At 74.8% G+C, this 16,705-nt stretch carries 15 protein-coding genes and 1 pseudogene; 11 read left to right on the top strand and 5 right to left on the bottom strand.

What is annotated here, in order from left to right; translation table 11 throughout:
* Positions 1–459, bottom strand: a 459-nt coding sequence (locus ACX9I7_RS31400) for a sirohydrochlorin chelatase (protein ID WP_459389244.1), incomplete at its 3' end; no start/stop codon positions are given.
* A complete protein-coding gene (locus ACX9I7_RS31405; protein ID WP_459389245.1) occupies positions 459–1,604 on the bottom strand; it encodes a uroporphyrinogen-III synthase in 1,146 nt (381 codons plus the stop codon). The genes ACX9I7_RS31400 and ACX9I7_RS31405, both read right to left, overlap by 1 nt.
* 191 nt (positions 1,605–1,795) lie before the next feature.
* On the opposite strand from ACX9I7_RS31405, the gene ACX9I7_RS31410 reads away from it, so the two are divergent.
* The 4 genes from ACX9I7_RS31410 (at position 1,796) to nirD (ending at position 9,367) form a co-directional block, all read left to right on the top strand.
* The gene (locus tag ACX9I7_RS31410) at positions 1,796–3,916 is read left to right on the top strand and encodes a molybdopterin oxidoreductase family protein (RefSeq protein WP_387569778.1); all 2,121 of its coding nucleotides are present in this window, start codon (positions 1,796–1,798) and stop codon (positions 3,914–3,916) included.
* Complete coding sequence (locus ACX9I7_RS31415; RefSeq protein ID WP_459389246.1) at positions 3,913–5,136, top strand: NAD(P)/FAD-dependent oxidoreductase; 1,224 nt, start codon at positions 3,913–3,915, stop codon at positions 5,134–5,136. Before ACX9I7_RS31410 ends, ACX9I7_RS31415 begins: the two co-directional genes overlap by 4 nt.
* Positions 5,137–5,204: 68 nt before the next feature.
* Positions 5,205–7,709 (top strand): nitrite reductase large subunit NirB, encoded by a 2,505-nt coding sequence (nirB, locus tag ACX9I7_RS31420; protein ID WP_459389252.1) that lies wholly within the window; start codon positions 5,205–5,207, stop codon positions 7,707–7,709.
* Positions 7,706–9,367, top strand: a complete 1,662-nt coding sequence (nirD, locus tag ACX9I7_RS31425) for a nitrite reductase small subunit NirD (RefSeq protein ID WP_459389247.1) — start codon at positions 7,706–7,708, stop codon at positions 9,365–9,367. Before nirB ends, nirD begins: the two co-directional genes overlap by 4 nt.
* A 21-nt stretch (positions 9,368–9,388) precedes the next feature.
* Here the strand turns inward: nirD and ACX9I7_RS31430 are convergent, their stop codons facing one another.
* Complete coding sequence (locus tag ACX9I7_RS31430; protein ID WP_459389253.1) at positions 9,389–10,267, bottom strand: LysR family transcriptional regulator; 879 nt, start codon at positions 10,265–10,267, stop codon at positions 9,389–9,391.
* A 121-nt stretch (positions 10,268–10,388) separates the two neighbouring features.
* On the opposite strand from ACX9I7_RS31430, the gene ACX9I7_RS31435 reads away from it, so the two are divergent.
* The 5 genes from ACX9I7_RS31435 (at position 10,389) to ACX9I7_RS31455 (ending at position 14,686) form a co-directional block, all read left to right on the top strand.
* Positions 10,389–11,198 (top strand): alpha/beta fold hydrolase, encoded by an 810-nt coding sequence (locus ACX9I7_RS31435; RefSeq protein WP_459389248.1) that lies wholly within the window; start codon positions 10,389–10,391, stop codon positions 11,196–11,198.
* 82 nt (positions 11,199–11,280) lie between these two features.
* Positions 11,281–12,066: an alpha/beta fold hydrolase gene (locus ACX9I7_RS31440; protein ID WP_459389249.1), complete on the top strand. Its 786-nt coding sequence runs from the start codon at positions 11,281–11,283 to the stop codon at positions 12,064–12,066.
* 199 nt (positions 12,067–12,265) lie between these two features.
* Positions 12,266–13,156: a sigma-70 family RNA polymerase sigma factor gene (locus tag ACX9I7_RS31445; RefSeq protein ID WP_387569791.1), complete on the top strand. Its 891-nt coding sequence runs from the start codon at positions 12,266–12,268 to the stop codon at positions 13,154–13,156.
* Between the two features lie 125 nt (positions 13,157–13,281).
* Positions 13,282–13,887: an ABC transporter ATP-binding protein gene (locus ACX9I7_RS31450; RefSeq protein ID WP_387570266.1), complete on the top strand. Its 606-nt coding sequence runs from the start codon at positions 13,282–13,284 to the stop codon at positions 13,885–13,887.
* A 7-nt stretch (positions 13,888–13,894) separates the two neighbouring features.
* Positions 13,895–14,686 (top strand): ABC transporter permease, encoded by a 792-nt coding sequence (locus ACX9I7_RS31455; RefSeq protein ID WP_387569793.1) that lies wholly within the window; start codon positions 13,895–13,897, stop codon positions 14,684–14,686.
* Between the two features lie 4 nt (positions 14,687–14,690).
* Here the strand turns inward: ACX9I7_RS31455 and ACX9I7_RS31460 are convergent, their stop codons facing one another.
* Positions 14,691–15,224: a DinB family protein gene (locus tag ACX9I7_RS31460; protein ID WP_459389250.1), complete on the bottom strand. Its 534-nt coding sequence runs from the start codon at positions 15,222–15,224 to the stop codon at positions 14,691–14,693.
* 153 nt (positions 15,225–15,377) lie between these two features.
* Here ACX9I7_RS31460 and ACX9I7_RS31465 point away from each other — a divergent pair, with 153 nt between their 5' ends.
* Together ACX9I7_RS31465 and ACX9I7_RS31470 are read left to right on the top strand one after the other, a co-directional pair.
* Complete coding sequence (locus ACX9I7_RS31465) at positions 15,378–16,127, top strand: HNH endonuclease family protein (RefSeq protein WP_459389251.1); 750 nt, start codon at positions 15,378–15,380, stop codon at positions 16,125–16,127.
* Positions 16,124–16,405 carry a hypothetical protein gene (locus ACX9I7_RS31470; RefSeq protein ID WP_189449970.1) on the top strand — a complete coding sequence of 94 codons (282 nt, stop codon included), beginning with the start codon at positions 16,124–16,126 and terminating at the stop codon, positions 16,403–16,405. The genes ACX9I7_RS31465 and ACX9I7_RS31470 overlap by 4 nt, the downstream gene beginning before the upstream one ends.
* 12 nt (positions 16,406–16,417) lie before the next feature.
* Here ACX9I7_RS31470 and ACX9I7_RS31475 read toward each other — a convergent pair.
* Positions 16,418–16,705: pseudogene (locus ACX9I7_RS31475) on the bottom strand (hypothetical protein); the annotation flags it as partial.

The raw sequence follows: 16,705 nt of genomic DNA on the forward strand, positions 1-16,705 counted from the left end.
CCGCGTGCCGAGCAGCCCGGCCATGGCGCGCGTGGCCGCCGTCGCCGCCGGGTCCCGGGACCCGGCGGCCGCCAGCACCACGGCCGCGCCGGGCGCCCGGCCGCACCAGCCCGCCTCGCGCAGCCGCCCCGACAGGGCCTCGGCGAGCAGCGCGTCCGGGCCCAGCGCCGGCGCCGGCACGGCCCGGTGACCGGCGCCGACGGCGTCCAGCACGGCGGGGATGTCGACGCGGACGTGATAGCCGGGCCCGAGCAGCACGGGCACCACGACGACGGGCCCCGCCACCCGCTCCAGCACGTCCGGCAGCGAGGGCGCGGCCAGTCCCAGGAACCCGCACTCCACCCACAGCCCCGGCCGCAGGGCCCGCACCCGCTCCAGCAGCCGGTGCACGGTCCGCACCCCGGCCGGATCCCGTGTGCCGTGCGCGGCGGCGACGAGAACGGGGGCGGGCCCGGCCATCACGCCCCCGCCAGGGCGTAGCCCCGCTTCGGGACCGTGCGGACCAAGGCGGCGTGGCGGCCCAGGGCCCTGCGCAGCCGGGCGATGGACATGTCGACCGCGTGCCGGTCGGCGCGGCCGTCGGGCCAGGCGCGCACCAGCAGTTCGGTGCGGCTGAGCACCTGGCCGGGGCGCTCGGCGAGGGCGCGCAGCACCGCGGCCTGCAGGGGCGGCAGCCACACCGGGGCGCCGTCGCCGAGGAGCGCGTTGCCCTGGAGCACCAGGGGATCCGGCGCGGGGCTGAGGTCCCGGCGGCCGCGCCGGGACAGGACGTCCTCCAGCGTCCGGACGAGCGCCCCGAGCCGGCTCCGCTCCGGGCAGCGCACCGGCACGTCCGCCTCCCGCAGGGGGTGCGCGCACAGCTCGCCGACGCAGAACGCCGCCACGTCCTCGCGCAGCGCGGCCAGGAACCTCTCCCGCTGCCCGGCCGCCGCGGCCGCCTCCAGCAGGGCCACGGCGGCCGGGGCGCTGGTGAACGTCAGCGCCTGCACCTCGCCGCGCGTGGTGGCCTCCACGAGGCGGCGGACCGCGCCGGGATCCTCCGGAGGCCCCCACCGGTAGACCGGGACCTCGATCACCTCCGCGCCCCGCTCGCGCAGCGCGGCCGTGAAGTCCGGCAGCGGCGCCCCGTGTTCCTGGACGGCGACCCGGCGGCCGTCGAGGTCCCGGGCGAGCAGCCACGTCAGCACCTCGTGACTGGCCTCGGTCCCGGGCGCGAACGCCTCCGCCAAGCCGCAGGCCCGTACCGCGCCGGTGGCCTTCGGGCCCCGGCTGACGACCGTGGCGCCCCGGCACGCGCTCAGCAGCGCGTCGGCCGTCCCCCACCCCTCGGCGGCGCTCACCCAGCCGCGCCAGCCCACGCCCGTCGTGGCGACGACGTAGTCCAGCGGGGCTTCGAGGCAGCGCTCGGTGGCGCGGCGCAGCGCGGCGTCGTCACCGAGTGGCATGATGCGCAGGGCGGGGGCCTCGACGACACGGGCGCCCCGGCGCACGAGCAGCGCCACCAGCTCCTCGCGGCGGCGGTCCGCCGTCACCCCGATCGTGAAACCCGTCAGCGGTCCCACCGCCCCGGTGTCCCGGCCGGCGGTCGTGTTCCCCGTACTCATGGGCCCAGGCTCGCGGCGCTGTGTTACCGGCGAGTTGCCGCACTGTCATGGCGGCGTCAGTATGTGCGCGGCTCATGTTAAATGCGGATGCCACCCACATCACACGGCCGCCGCCGGGGCGTGAGGAATTCGTGCCGCGGCCGCAACATCTCGGACCCGGCCGTGTAACCGGCGGGACCCATGCTCGGTGTATGGCCCCGACCGACACCCACTGCCCGTACTGCGCGTTGCAGTGCGGCATGCGACTGCGGCCGCGACCCACCGGTCCCGGCGGCACGCCGCCTACCGCCCCGCCGGTCGACGTCGAGGAACGCCCCGGATTCCCCGTCAACCAGGGCGCGTTGTGCGGCAAGGGCCGCACCGCGCCCGCCCTCCTCGCCCGTGCCCTCCGCCTGACCGCGCCCCTGGTCCGCGACGCCGACGACGGGACCCTGCGCGAGGCGTCCTGGGACGAGGCCCTGGGCCGGACGGCCGACGGTCTCCGGCGGGCCGCCGAACGCCACGGAAACGCGGCCGTCGGCGTTTTCGGCGGGGGCGGGCTGACCAACGAAAAGGCCTATGCGCTCGGCAAGTTCGCCCGCGTGGTCCTGCGCACCCCGAACATCGACTACAACGGCCGCTTCTGCATGTCCTCGGCCGCCACCGCCCACCGCGCGGCCTTCGGCGTCGACCGCGGCCTGCCCTTTCCGCTGGAGGACATCGCCACGACCGGCTGCGTCGTTCTCGTCGGGGCCAACCCCGCCGAGACCATGCCGCCCGCGCTGCGCTACTTCACCCGCATGCGCGAGGCCGGCGGCCGGCTGATCGTCGTCGATCCCCGCCGGACGCGCACCGCCGAACAGGCGGACCTCCACCTGCGCCCGGTACCCGGCAGCGATCTGGCGCTCGCCCTGGGGATGTTGCACCTGGTGATCGCCGACGGCCATCTAGACGAGGACTTCATCGCCGCCCGCACCACCGGCTTCGAAGGGGCCCGGGCCACCGCCATGGCTCACTGGCCCGAGCGGGTGGAGCAGATCACCGGGGTGCCGGTGTCACGACTGCGCGAGGCGGTGCGCATGTTCGCCGGAGCCGGCACCGGCATGGTCCTCACCGCACGCGGCAGCGAACAGCACAGCAAGGGCACCGACACCGTCCGCGCCTGGATCAACCTCTGCCTGGCCACCGGCAAGGCCGGGCGCCCCGGCAGCGGCTACGGATGCCTGACCGGCCAGGGCAACGGACAGGGCGGCCGCGAGCACGGGCAGAAGGCCGACCAGCTCCCCGGCTACCGCTCCCTGACCGACCCCGCCGACCGCGCCCACGTCGCCGCCGTCTGGGGCGTGGACCCCGACTCCCTTCCCGGACCGGGCCCTTCCGCCTACGAGCTCCTCGACCGCGCCGGAACCCCCGACGGCATCCGGGCCCTGCTGGTCATGGGCTCCAACCCCGTCGTCTCCGCGCCCCGCGCCGCCCATGTCACCGAGCGGCTGCGGGCGCTGGACTTCCTCGCCGTCAGCGACGTCGTGCTCTCCGAGACCGCCGAACTGGCCGACGTGGTCCTGCCCGCCGCCCAGTGGGCCGAGGAGACCGGCACCACCACCAACCTCGAAGGCAGGGTCATCCTCCGCCAGGCGGCCGTTCCCCCGCCCCCCGGGGTCCGCACCGATCTCACCCTCCTCAAGGAGCTCGCCGCGCGCCTGGGCACCACCCGGGGCTTCCCCGACGACCCGCAGGAGGTCTTCGACGAGCTGCGCCGGGCCTCGGCGGGCGGCGCCGCCGACTACGCGGGCATCGACTACGCCCGCATCCGCGCCGAGAACGGCGTCTTCTGGCCCTGCCCCGACCCCGCGCACCCGGGGACGCCACGCCTGTTCCTCGACCGCTTCGCCACCCCCGACGGCCGGGCCCGGTTCGCCGGGGCCGGCCACCGCCCGCAGGCCGAGGAGCCCGACCCCGCCTATCCCCTGCACCTCACCACCGGCCGGGTCACCGCCCAGTACCAGAGCGGCGCCCAGACCCGCCGGATCGCCGAGCTCAACGCGGCCGCCCCCGGCCCGTTCGTAGAGCTCCACCCCCACCTCGCCGAGCGCCTCGGCGTCGGCGAGGGCGACGTCCTGGCCGTCACCAGCCGGCGCGGCCGCGCCGTCGCCCCCGCCAGGATCACCGCGGCCATCCGCCCCGACACCGTCTTCATGCCCTTCCACTGGGACGGACCCGGCCGCGCCAACACCCTCACCAACCCCGCCCTGGACCCCCAGTCGCGCATGCCCGAGTTCAAGGTCTGCGCGGTACGGGTGGAGAAGGCCGCCGAAGCCGAGGCCGGCGCGTGAACACGAGCGCCGGCACGCACACCCGCCGCGTCGCCGTCGTCGGCGCGGGCATGGCCGCCGCCCGCTTCGCCGAGCAACTCCTCGCCCGCACACCCCCCGGCGCGGTTCAGGTGACGCTGTACGGCGCGGAGCCGGACGCGCCCTACAACCGCGCCCTCCTCGCCGACGTCCTCGCCGGCCGCCACGACCCCGACGGCATCGGCCTGCCGCTGGGGGAGGGCGCCACCCTGCGCACCGGCACCCGCGTCACGGCCGTCGCCCCCGCCGTCCGCTCCCTCACCCTGGCCGACGGCACCACCGAGTCCTACGACACCCTCGTCCTCGCCACCGGAGCCGCCCCCGTCCTGCCGCCCCTGCGGGGCCTGCGCGACGGCGACCGGGAACCCGGCGGCGTCCACCTCCTGCGCACGCTCGCCCACTGCCGGGCCCTGGCCGACGCCGCCCGGCGCGCCACCCACGCCGTCGTGATCGGCGGCGGCGTGCTCGGCGTCAGTGCCGCCCGCGCCCTGGCCGCCCTCGGCACGCCCACCACGATCGTCCACCGGGGCGCGTGGCTGATGGAACGCCACCTCGACGGCCTGTCCGCGCGCATGGCGCGCGGACAGCTCGCCGCCCTCGGCATCACCACCCACCTCGCCGCCCGGCCCGTCACCCTCCACGGCACCGATCACGTCCAGGCCCTCGAACTCGCCGACGGCACCAAGCTGGAGACCGACCTCGTCCTGCTCGCCTGCGGCGTCCGGCCCCGCACCGCGCTGGCCCGGGCGGCGGGGCTGCGGGTACGCCACGGCGTCGTCGTCGACGACCGGCTGGCCGCCTCCGCCCCCGGCGTCCACGCCATCGGCGACTGCGCCGAGCACCGGGGCGCCGTCCACGGACTGACCGGGCCCGCCTGGGCCCAGGCCGACGCGCTCGCCGCCCACCTCTCGGGCACGGACCCCGGCGCCCGCCACACCGGCACCCGCCCCCTGACCCGGCTCTCCGCGGGCCCCCTCCAGCTCGCCGCGTTCGGCGACATGGCCGCCGCACACGCCCCCGGCCACGACGTGCTGCGCTACTCCGACACCACGCGCGGCACCTCCACCACGCTCGTCCTGCGCGGCGACCGGCTCGTCGCCGGCGTCCTCCTGGGCGACCTCGCCGCCACGGGCGACATCGCCCTCGCCTGGCAACGGGACGAACCGCTGCCCGCAGACCCCTCCTACCTGCTCATCCCCTAAGGAGCCCGCGCGTGACGTCCCCGCTCTCCACCCCGGCCCCGCGCCGGCTGGTCCTCGTCGGCCACGGCATGGTCGGCCAGCGCTTCCTGGAAGCCCTCCACGAGCGGACCGGCACGGCCGGGCGCTTCGCGGTGACCGTCCTCGCGGAGGAGCCCCGGCCCGCCTACGACCGCGTCCACCTCACCTCGGCCTTCAGCGGCACCACCGCCGAGGAACTGTCCCTGTGCCCGCCGGACTTCCTCACCACCCACGGCATCGACCTGCGCCCGGGCGACCCGGCCGTCGCCGTCGACCGCCCGGCCCGCACCGTCACCACCGCCTCCGGCGCCCGCGTCCCCTACGACACCCTCGTCCTCGCCACCGGCTCCTACCCCTTCGTGCCGCCCGTCCCCGGCCACGACGCCGACGGCTGCCACGTCTACCGCACCCTTGAGGACGTCGCCGCCATCCGCGCCGACGCCGCCCGGGCCCGCACCGGCGCCGTCATCGGCGGCGGGCTCCTCGGCCTGGAGGCCGCCGGAGCCCTGCGCGCCCTCGGGCTCGACACCCACGTCGTCGAATTCGCCCCACGGCTGATGGCCCTTCAGATAGACGACGCCGGCGGCGCGCTGCTCCGCCGCAAGATCGAGGACCTCGGCGTCGCCGTCCATACGGGCGCCGGCGCCCAGGCCGTCGAGACCGGCCCCGACGGACGCGTCAGCGCCCTGACGCTCTCCGACGGCACCGGCTTCCCCACCGACCTCGTCGTCTTCTCGGCGGGCGTCCGGCCCCGGGACCGGCTCGCCCGCGACTGCGGCCTGCCCGTCGGCGAACGCGGCGGCATCGTCGTCGACGCCCGCTGCCGCACCGCCGACCCGCACGTCTTCGCGATCGGCGAATGCGCCCTGGCCGTCGACGGCCGCGTCTACGGGCTCGTCGCCCCCGGCTACGCCATGGCCGAGACCGCCGCCCGCGCCATCACCGGCGACGCCTCAAGGGAGTTCACCGGCGCGGACACCTCCACCCGGCTCAAGCTCCTCGGCGTGGGCGTGGCCAGCTTCGGCGACGCCCACGGCACCACCGAGGGCGCCCTGGACATCACCTACGCCAACAGCCGGGCCGGCGTCTACAAGAAGCTGACCCTCGCCCCCGACGGCTCGCTGCTCGGCGGCATCCTCATCGGGGACACCGACGACTACGCCACGCTGCGCCCCCTCGCGGTCAACGGCGCCACCCTGCCCGTACCGGCCGAACAACTGCTCCTGCCCCGGCCCGCCGGATCGCCGGGCGGCGGCGGTGCCGGCGCCGCGGCACTGCCCGACGAGGCCGTCGTCTGCTCCTGCCACAACGTCACCAAGGGCACCATTCGCGCCGCCGTCGGCGAGCACCAGTGCACCACCGCGCCCGCCGTCAAGAAACGCACCAGGGCCGGCACCGGCTGCGGAAGCTGCGAGAAGCTCCTCACCTCGATCGTCACCGACGAACTCGCCACGACGGGCGCCCCGGTCAGCCGCGGCCTGTGCGAGCACTTCACCCACACCCGCGCCGAGCTCTACGAGATCATCCGCGTCAAGGGCATCACCTCCTTCGCCCGGCTCCTGGCCGAACACGGCACCGGCCGGGGCTGCGCCGTCTGCAAGCCGGCCGTCGCCTCCATCCTCGCCGGGCCCGGCGAGACCTCCCACATCCTCGACGGCGAACAGGCCGCACTCCAGGACACCAACGACCACTTCCTCGCCAACCTCCAGCGCAACGGCTCCTACTCCGTCGTCCCCCGCGTCCCCGGCGGCGAGATCACCCCCGACGGCCTGATCACCATCGGCGCCATCGCCCGGGACTTCGGCCTCTACACCAAGATCACCGGCGGGCAGCGCATCGACATGTTCGGCGCCACCGTCGACCAGCTCCCCGAGATCTGGCGCCGCCTCGTCGACGCGGGCTTCGAGTCCGGGCACGCCTACGGCAAGTCCCTGCGCACCGTGAAGTCCTGCGTCGGGCGGACCTGGTGCCGCTTCGGCGTCCAGGACTCCGTGGCCCTCGCCATCGAACTGGAGCTCCGCTACCGGGGCCTGCGCTCCCCCCACAAGATCAAGGCCGCCGTCTCCGGCTGCGCCCGCGAGTGCGCCGAGGCGCGGAGCAAGGACTTCGGCGTCATCGCCACCGCCCAGGGCTGGAACCTCTACGTCGGCGGCAACGGCGGCGCCACGCCCCGCCACGCGGACCTCCTCCTCCAGGACACCGACCGCGACACCCTCATCCGCACCATCGACCGCTTCCTGATGTTCTACATCCGCACCTCCGACCGCCTGGAGCGCACCGCCCCCTGGGTCGAACGCCTCGAAGGCGGCCTCGACCACCTGCGCGCCGTCGTCGTCGACGACGCGCTCGGCATCGCCGGGGAACTGGACGAGCTGATGGCCCGCCATATAGAGGGCTACGAGGACGAGTGGGCCGCCACCCTCGCCGACCCCGACCGGCTGCGGCGCTTCGTCTCCTTCGTCAACGCCCCGGGAACCCCCGACCCCTCCGTCCGCTTCGTCCCCGAGCGCGACCAGATCCGCCCGGCCCTCCCGGAAGAGGTAGGCACCCCATGAACGACCACTCCACCACCACCCTCGTCCACCCCGACGCGCGGGTGGAGATCGGCGGCACCGGCGAGGACACGGCCTGGACCGCCGTCTGCCGCTACGGCGACCTCACCCCGGGGCGCGGCGTCACCGCCCTCGTCTCCGGGGAACAGATCGCGGTCTTCCGCGACGAGGACGGAACGCTCTACGCGCTGGACAACCGCGACCCCGTCAGCGGCGCGTACGTCATCTCGCGCGGCCTCACCGGCAGCCTCGGCGGCGTGCCGGTGGTGACCTCGCCCATGTACAAGGAGACGTACGACCTGCGGACGGGCGAACGCGTCGACGAGGACGGCGGCGCGGAATCCCTGCGGACGTGGCCGGTCCGCGCGGTCGCCCCGCCGGTCCCGGCCGCACGCGGTCGTGCCCGGACCCGCACGCTCACCGACTGGCGGCCGGAAGAGCCCGAGTTCTGGGAGCGCACCGGCTCGCGCGTCGCCCGGCGCAATCTCCTGGTGTCCGTGTTCACCGAGCACATCGGCTTCTCGGTGTGGAGCATGTGGTCGGTGCTGGTGCTCTTCCTCGGCCCCGAGTACGGCATCGACCCGGCGGGCAAGTTCACGCTCACGGCCGTGCCTACCGTCGTCGGCGGCGTCCTGCGCCTGCCGTACACGTACGCGGTGGCCCGCTTCGGGGGCCGCGCCTGGACGGTCCTCAGCTCGCTCCTCCTGCTGGTGCCCACCCTCCTCATGGCCGCCGTGCTCAGGCCGGGAGTGTCCTTCACGACCCTGCTGCTCGTCGCCTCCGTGGCCGGCGTGGGCGGCGGCAACTTCGCCTCCTCCATGGCCAACATCAACGCCTTCTACCCCGGGCGCCTCAAGGGCCGGGCCCTGGGCGTCAACGCCGGCGTCGGCAACATCGGCGTCCCCGCCGTACAGCTCGCCGGCCTCCTCGTCCTCGCCACCGCCGGCGCCGGACACCCCGCCCTGCTCCCGCTCGCCTACGTCCCCCTGGTCGTCCTCGCCACCCTCGCGGCCCTGCGCTGGACGGACGACCTCCCGGCGGTGCGCGACACCCGGCCCGCGCTCCGCGAGATCACCGGCGACGGTCACACCTGGGGGATCTCGCTGCTCTACATCGGGACGTTCGGGTCGTTCATCGGCTTCTCGTTCGCCTTCGGGCTGGTGCTCCAGACGCAGTTCCACGACCAGTTCGACACGCCCGTGAAGGTCGCGGGCCTCACCTTCGCCGGGCCCCTGCTGGGCTCACTGGCCCGCCCGTACGGGGGCGCCCTGGCCGACCGCCTCGGCGGCGCCCGCGTCACCCTCGCCGTCTTCGCGGCCATGGCGGCGAGCAGCGCGCTCGTCCTCGCCGCCGCGCGGGCCCACTGGGTCACGGTCTTCTTCGCCGGCTTCATCGCCCTGTTCGTGCTCAGCGGCCTCGGCAACGGCTCGACCTACCGCATGATCCCGGCCGTCCACGGCACCCGGGTCGACCGCGCGACGACACTCATCGGCTTCGCCGGCGCCGTGGGGGCGCTGGGGGGAGTGCTGGTGAACGTCGCGTTCCGGCAGTCGTTCCAGAGCACGGGCAACGGCGAGTGGGCGTATGCGGGGTTCCTGGTCTTCTACGGGGTGTGCGCGGCGGTGACGTACGGGGTGTACGGGCGGCGCCGCTTGGGGTGAGGGGCCCCGGCCGCCCCGGGGCTACGCCCCGTGGCACGCCTCGATCAGCGCCCGCAGCACCGCACGCGGCGGATCCGGCCGCACGGCCAGGAACGTCCGCATCACCGGCGAGGGGTCGCGCAGCGGCCGGAACACCACCCCGGGCACCGGAAGTTGCTCCGCGTGCGGCGCGTAGAAGACCGTCCACGACGGCGTGCCGAAGCCGATCGTCGCCAGCGTGTCCTGCGCGGTGGTGAACTCCGGCCCCATGACCGGCTCGAAGCCGGCCTCCCGGCAGGAGGCGGTCACCAGCTCGTACAGGGCGGGGTTGCGCGACGGCGGGGACAGCCGCAGCGGCAGCCCGGCGAGGTCGGCGGTGTCGACGACCGCGCGGACGGCCAGGTCGTGACGGGCGGGCAGGGCGACCATGAGCGCGTCCTCCCACACGGGCAGGAACTCCAGCCCCGTGCCGGACCGCTCGCCCCGCAGCAGCGTCGCGTCGAGCTCCCCGGAGCGCACCGAGCGGAGCCGGGCGTCGGTGGCGCCCGTCACCAGTTCCAGGCGGGCGCCGGGGGCCAGCCGGGCGAACCCGTCGAGGACGGAGTCCAGGCGGGTGCCCAGCCCGGCGCTGGTGCCGAGCCGCAGGGTGGCCGCCTGTTCGGTGCGCAGCTCGTCGACCGCCGCCCGTCCCCGGACCTCCGCGGCCAGGACCTCCCTGGCGTGCGGCAACAGCCGCCGGCCCGCCTCGGTCAGGCTCACCGCCCGCGTGGTGCGGTCGAAGAGCTCGGCGCCCAGCTCGCGCTCGAGCCGGCGAACCTGCTGACTGACCGCCGACTGCACGATGTGCAGTCGCTCGGCGGCCCGCCCGAAATGCAATTCCTCCGCCACCGTCAGGAAGTAGCGCAACTGCCGGATCTCCACACCCACCCCATTGATCGGGTTTCGCGATGAGTGTAAGCGCGCTCCGGTGGTTGGCCGGCAGCCGGGTCCGCGATGGGATGAGGGCCACCACACCCCTCTGACCAGGAAAGACAGCCCCATCATGCCCAAGACGACCGTAGGCATCAGCGGCGGCGACGCCACCGTCGAGTACGACATCACCGGCACCGGACCGGGGGTGGTCCTGGTGCACGGCACCGCCGCCACCCGTGAGCAGTGGCAGCCCCTGACGGAGGCGGTCGCGGACCGGTTCACCGTCGTCGCCCCCGATCTGTCGGGCTCGGGCGGCACCACCGACCACGGCGGCCCCCTCACCCTGGCCGACCTGGCCGACGAGGTCATCGCCGCGGCCGACGCCGCCGGCCTGGACACCTTCCACCTGGCCGGCCACTCGCTCGGCTCGGCCGTGGCCACCCACCTCGCCGCCACCCGGCCCGAGCGCGTCCGCTCGCTCGCCCTCCACGCGGGCTGGGCGCACACCGACGTCCGTATGGACGCCGAGTTCCGCTACTGGCTGGAGCTGATGCGCGCCGACGCCGCGCACGGCACCGCCCTCTTCCCGCGCCTGCTGCCCCTCATGGCCTTCGGGCCGCGCTACTGGCAGCACACCGACGCGGCGGCCAACGAGGAGCTGATCCGCACCCTGATACCGATGATCACGCCCGGCGCGATCCGGCAGACCGAGGTCGACCGGCAGGTGGACCTGCGCCCGCTCCTGGGCCGGATCACCGCCCCGGCCCTCGTCCTCGCCAGCGCCCACGACCGCCTCATCGACGCCTCGCAGCAGCAGGCGCTCCTCGCCGGCATCCTCGGCGCCCGCTACGCCGAGATCGACGCGGGCCACGGCGCGCCCATTGAGGACCCGGCCGGATTCGCCGCGAAGCTGGCCGCCTTCCTGGACGAACAGCGGTGACGCGGCCCGCCCGCACGCACCATAATGCGGCGGGCGGGCACACGACGGCGACGCGGTGCGGCGGATCCGGGAGGTGGGTGTCATGGCGGTGTTCGTCCTGGTGGCGGGCGGCTGGCTGGGCGGCTGGGCCTGGCGGGACGTCGCGGCGGAACTGGAGCGCGCGGGGCACCGGGCGGTACCGGTCACCCTGACCGGCCTCGGGGACCGCGCCCACCTCGCCACGGCCGGCACCGGGGTGGGCACCCACGTCCAGGACGTCCTCAACGTCCTCGCGTACGAGGAGCTCTCCGACGTCGTCCTGGTCGGCCACAGCTACGGCATCTTCCCCGTCCTGGGCGCCGCCGACCGGTGCCCGGAACGCGTCGGCCGCGTCGTCTTCCTCGACGCCGCCGCGCCCCAGGACGGGCAGAGCGTCGTGAACACCTTCATGGACCCCCAACGGCGGGCGGCGTTCGAGGAGCGCGTCGCGACCGAGGGCGAGGGACTGCGCTTCCCCCTGCCGGGACGGGACGAACTCCCGGCGTGGGGCAGCCTCGACGGCCTGGACGACGCGGCCCTCGCCCGCATGCGCCGCCTCGCCGTCGGCCACCCCTACGGCGCGTTCACCGAACCCCTCCGCCTGACCGGAGCGGGCGACGGGCTGCCCGCCTCCGCCGTGTTCTGCACAGCCAACGGCAACACCCTCGCCATGATCGAGGCCCTCCACCGGGCCGGCGACCCACGCCTTGTGGCCGCGGCCGACAAGGACACCACCTTCTTCGAACTGCCCACCGGCCACTACCCGATGCTCTCCGTGCCCACGGCCACCGCCCACGTGCTGATCGACGCGGCGGAGGGCCGGGGACGACGCCTCGAACCGGGGCCGTGAAGCCCCGGCCCCGCGCGTGACCGTCGGCTCCCGCCGTCGTTACCCACGACGGGTGCACGTACCACCGCCGGGCCGCTGGGACATCGTCCTGGCGGCCCGGCGTTCGTGCGCCGCACCCCGGCCGCGTGATCCGGTGTGTCACATCCGTACGGTCTCCTTCGTCAAAGGGACGACGAACGCCGACGGAAGAAAGCGACCGATGAACAACGAGGAATTCCTGGCCGAGCGCTTCGAGGCCCACCGCACCCACCTGCGCGCGGTCGCCTACCGGATGCTCGGCTCGCTCAGCGAGGCCGACGACGCGGTGCAGGAGGCGTGGCTGCGGCTGGCCCGCACCGACACCGAGGGCGTGGCGAACCTGGGCGGGTGGCTGACGACCGTCGTCGGCCGGGTGTGCCTGGACATGCTGCGCTCGCGGACCACGCGCGGCGAGCAGTCCCTGGACGTCCACGTCCACGTGCCCGACCCGGTCGTCAGCGGCGTCGACGGGATCGACCCCGAGCACGAGGCGCTGCTGTCCGACTCCGTCGGCCTCGCGATGCTCGTCGTGCTGGAGTCGCTCGCTCCCGCCGAGCGCCTCGCGTTCGTCCTCCACGACATGTTCGCCGTGCCCTTCGACGAGATCGCCCCCATGGTCGGCCGTACCCCGGCGGCCGCCCGGCAGCTCGCCAGCCGGGCCCGCCGCCGGGTGCGGGGCACCGCGCCCGTGCCCGACGCCGACCTCGGCCGGCAGCGGGAGGTCGTCGACGCGTTCCTCGCCGCCGCGCGAGGCGGCGACTTCGACGCCCTGGTGACCCTGCTCGACCCGGACGTCGTCCTCCGCGCGGACACCGGCACGGGCCTCGCGGGCGCGTCGCGGGAGCTGCGCGGCCCCGCCGCGGTGGCCGGGCAGGCGCTCCTCTTCCAGCGCGCCGCCGGCTCGTCGCGGCCGGCGCTCGTCAACGGCGCCGCGGGCATCGTGTCGATCGTCGGCGGGGTGCCCACGGCCGTCCTGGGCTTCACCATCACGGACGGGCGGATCGTCGAGATCGACATCCTCGCCGACCCCGAGCGCCTGAGCGGCCTCGACCTGACGTCGCTCGACGGCTGAGCCGGCACGCCCGACGAGGCGACGCGGCCGATCGGCCGCTCCTGAACGCCCCCGGCCGACCGGCTACCGCCGGGGGCGGCACCCCGGTGGTAGGGATGGGAGCGATGACTGACGCACGGCTGCTCCTGGAGGTCCACGACGTCCACAAGGCATACGGCGGACACCGTGTGCTGCGCGGCGTCGACATGGAGCTGCGGGCGGGCCGCCTGGCCGGGGTCGTCGGCGAGAACGGCTCCGGAAAGTCGACCCTGCTGCGCATCCTCGCCGGGCGGCTCCGGCCCGACCGGGGCGTGGTCAAAGGCCCCGGCCGCATCGGCTACTGCCCCCAGGAGACCGTGCTCAACCCCGCCTTCACCGTCGAACAGCACCTCGAACTCTTCCGCGTCGCCTACGGCCTGCCCGGCCTCGACCGCGCCCATGAACTCCTGGAGGCCCTCCACTTCGCCGACTACCGGCGGCACCGGATCGGCACGCTCAGCGGCGGCACCCAGCAGAAGCTCAATCTCGTCCTCGCCCTGATGCACGACCCGCCCCTGCTGCTCCTGGACGAGCCCTACCAGGGCTTCGACTGGGAGGCCTACCAGCGGTTCTGGGAACTGGCCGGACAACTCCGGGCCGTGGGGCGGTCCTGCCTGGTCGTCACCCACATCGCCTACGACGCCGGCCGGTTCGACGACCTGTGGCGGCTCGACGCCGGACGGCTCGCCGACGACGCGCGCCGGGGCGGGTGAGGCGGCCGTGCGCCCCACCCCCACCCCCACCTCCGCCTGGACGTACTTCTCCACCGCCGCCCGCTACGCGCTGCTCGAACACTCCCGGAACCGGCTGGCGCTCGTCCTCGTCCTCTTCTACCTCCCGCTGTGGATCTCCCTCGGCCATGTGGTGATCACCTCCGCCGAGGTCCGGTTCCTGCTGCGCGCGACCGACGAGACGATCACCGCGCCCGGCAACAACCTCAGCAACATCTCCGGGGCCCTCAACGCCGTCACCCTGATCGTCGGCTTCATGATGTTCTCCGTCACCTTCACGGCGGGCCGGTTCGACCACCGGCTCGCCATGGCCGGCTTCCCCCGCCCCCAGCTGATCGCCGGCAAGCTCGTGGCACTGCTCCTCGCGGCCGTCCTGACCAGCGCCTACGCCACCGCCGTGGTCTGCCTCTACTGGCACCCCCGGCAGCCCTGGCTGCTCGGCCTCGCCCTCGTCACCGGCGCGCTGACCTACGGCGGCTTCGGGGTGATGCTCGGCGCGACGCTGCGCGGCGAACTGGCCGGAATGCTGCTCATCATCATGACCAGCATCATCGACACCGGCCTGCAGAGCCCCGTCGCCAATCCGGTCGCCGACAACGACTTCATCCGCTACCTGCCGTCCTACGGGGCCATGCAGGCCGCGGTCACGGCGGGCTTCCGGGACTCCTTCCCGTTCCCCTACCTGTTGCTGGGCCCGCTGTGGTTCCTCGGCGCCGTCGTCGTCGCCGGGATCGCCTTCCACCGGCACACCCGCGACCGCAGGCCGGCCTTCTTCGGCTGACGGCTCAAGCCCGCCGGAGGTAGGCGAGCGTCGCGGGCGCGTACCCGAACTCCACGGGCACGGCCACGCCGAGGGCACGGGCGACCGGGACCATCACCGCCAGGTGGTGGACGGCGTGGTGGGCGACGAACAGCAGCTCCCGCCCCACGGTGGAGCGCGTGCGGACGACCGTGCCCGCCGCGTCCACCACGCTGAGGACGTCCACGGGCCGGTCGAGATCCGCCGGTGTCACCGCGGCCACCCGGGCGGAGACATCGACCAGCCGGGCGAGCGCGGCACCCCGGTCGGTCTCCAGCACACCGCCGCGCTGCCGCCGGTCGTAGTCGACCGTGCCGCCGCCCGCGCCGGCCAGGATCGCCGTGTAGTGGTCCACGCAGTGCCGTACGTGCCCGGCGACGCAGCTGCCGGCCTCATGGGGCCGGCACACGTACTGCGCGTCGCTGAGCATGCCGAGCAACTCCCGGGTGTGCCCGAGCTGGGCGGTGGCGTATCCGACGACCCCGGCGGCCCGTTCCTCGTCCTCTTCCCATGGCGTCATCACCCCACTGTGCGGACGCCGCTCGGCACGCCACCGGGCCCCGGGAGCGGATTCACACGATCGGGGAGGGGAAGATCTCCCGGTGGCCGGCCTGCACGTAGGATCGAACGTTATGTCGGATGTGTGTGGTGTGAGCGAAGGGGTGGTCGGAGAATGAGGCTTCGTCAGAGGCGGGTCGCGGCGCTGGTGGTCGCCGTGTGCGCGGTGGGGGCCACCCTCGCCGGGTGCGGCGGCAAGTCCGGTGACGCGAGCGCGTCGTCCGGCTCCCCGTCGCGCCCGGCCGGTACGTCGGCACCGGCGTCCAAGGGGCCTGCGCCGTCGGGTGACGGGAAGAGCCGCGCGGGCGACCCGCTGCCGGGGCTCCCGACGGCGGGCGAGGCACGCAAGCAACTGGCCGCGCTGAAGACGGAGAAGCCGCACTCGATGTCCGGCTACAGCCGCGCCAAGTTCCCCCACTGGGCCCAGCAGGGCAACAAGTGCGACACCCGGGAGACGGTCCTGGAGCGGGACGGCCGGGGCGTGAAACGGGACGGCGAGTGCCGGGCCGTCGCGGGGACCTGGCACAGCCTCTACGACGACAAGACCGCCGACAAGGCCGGCCAGGTGGACATCGACCACATCGTGCCGCTGGCCAACGCCTGGCGTTCGGGCGCCGACAAGTGGGACGACGAGCGGCGCAAGGCGTTCGCCAACGACCTGACGCACCCGCAACTGCTCACGGTCTCCGCCGCCTCGAACCGCTCCAAGGGTGACCAGTCCCCGGACCAGTGGCAGCCCCCGGCGAAGAGCGCCTGGTGCTTCTACGGCCGGGGATGGACCTCGGTGAAGTCCACCTATGGCCTGAGCGTGACCGAGGAGGAGCGAGGCATGCTCACCAAGATGCTGGATACGTGTACGTCATGAACACAGGAGCGAGCCAGGAGCGCTACGAGGACAAGGTGACCGCCGGACCGGGTGGTGCGATGACCGACGACGTCGGGGTCGTCACCGGCGACCTCACCGTGGTCACGGCACGACGCCCCGACGGGCTGGCGGACGTCCGCGTGCAGTACACCGGCGCCGAGGAGTGGTACACGCTCACCGGCGGCCCCCGGGCCGTGCCGCCCGGGGGACTGCGGGCCTTCCACGAGGCCGTGCTGGCCGCGATCCGCGCCGGGGGCGCGGCCGAGGTGCCGCGCTGACGTGCCGCGGGGTCAGCGGCGCCGCGCGTAGGCCGAACGCGGCCGCAGCAGCGCCGCCGCCAGCACGGCCGGGGCCGTGACCAGCAGGGTGAGCGTGACCAGCGGGATGCCGTGCACCCGCTTCTTGTTCAGGGCCTTGAGGACGTCGTGGTGGACGGACCCCTGTGGGTAGCCCGGTCGCGGCCGAGGCCGAGGCGGTGGTGCCGGGGCGCGAGGGGTGGGCGCGGGCGGAGGCGCTGCGGGGGCCGCTCGCGGTGGGGTGTCGCCCACGGGCACGACGCCCGGCGCCCGCGAGTACCG

It is taken from the genome of Streptomyces sp. L500 (genome assembly GCF_054551825.1).

Excerpts from the sequence above, each read along its gene's own strand:
- ACX9I7_RS31405 (WP_459389245.1), bottom strand. The coding sequence starts at position 1,604 with ATGAGTACGGGGAACACGACCGCCGGCCGGGACACCGGGGCGGTGGGA.
- ACX9I7_RS31410 (WP_387569778.1), top strand. The coding sequence starts at position 1,796 with ATGGCCCCGACCGACACCCACTGCCCGTACTGCGCGTTGCAGTGCGGC.
- nirB (WP_459389252.1), top strand. The coding sequence starts at position 5,205 with ATGGTCGGCCAGCGCTTCCTGGAAGCCCTCCACGAGCGGACCGGCACG.
- nirD (WP_459389247.1), top strand. The coding sequence starts at position 7,706 with ATGAACGACCACTCCACCACCACCCTCGTCCACCCCGACGCGCGGGTG.
- ACX9I7_RS31435 (WP_459389248.1), top strand. The coding sequence starts at position 10,389 with ATGCCCAAGACGACCGTAGGCATCAGCGGCGGCGACGCCACCGTCGAG.
- ACX9I7_RS31440 (WP_459389249.1), top strand. The coding sequence starts at position 11,281 with ATGGCGGTGTTCGTCCTGGTGGCGGGCGGCTGGCTGGGCGGCTGGGCC.
- ACX9I7_RS31445 (WP_387569791.1), top strand. The coding sequence starts at position 12,266 with ATGAACAACGAGGAATTCCTGGCCGAGCGCTTCGAGGCCCACCGCACC.
- ACX9I7_RS31460 (WP_459389250.1), bottom strand. The coding sequence starts at position 15,224 with ATGACGCCATGGGAAGAGGACGAGGAACGGGCCGCCGGGGTCGTCGGA.
- ACX9I7_RS31465 (WP_459389251.1), top strand. The coding sequence starts at position 15,378 with ATGAGGCTTCGTCAGAGGCGGGTCGCGGCGCTGGTGGTCGCCGTGTGC.
- ACX9I7_RS31470 (WP_189449970.1), top strand. The coding sequence starts at position 16,124 with ATGAACACAGGAGCGAGCCAGGAGCGCTACGAGGACAAGGTGACCGCC.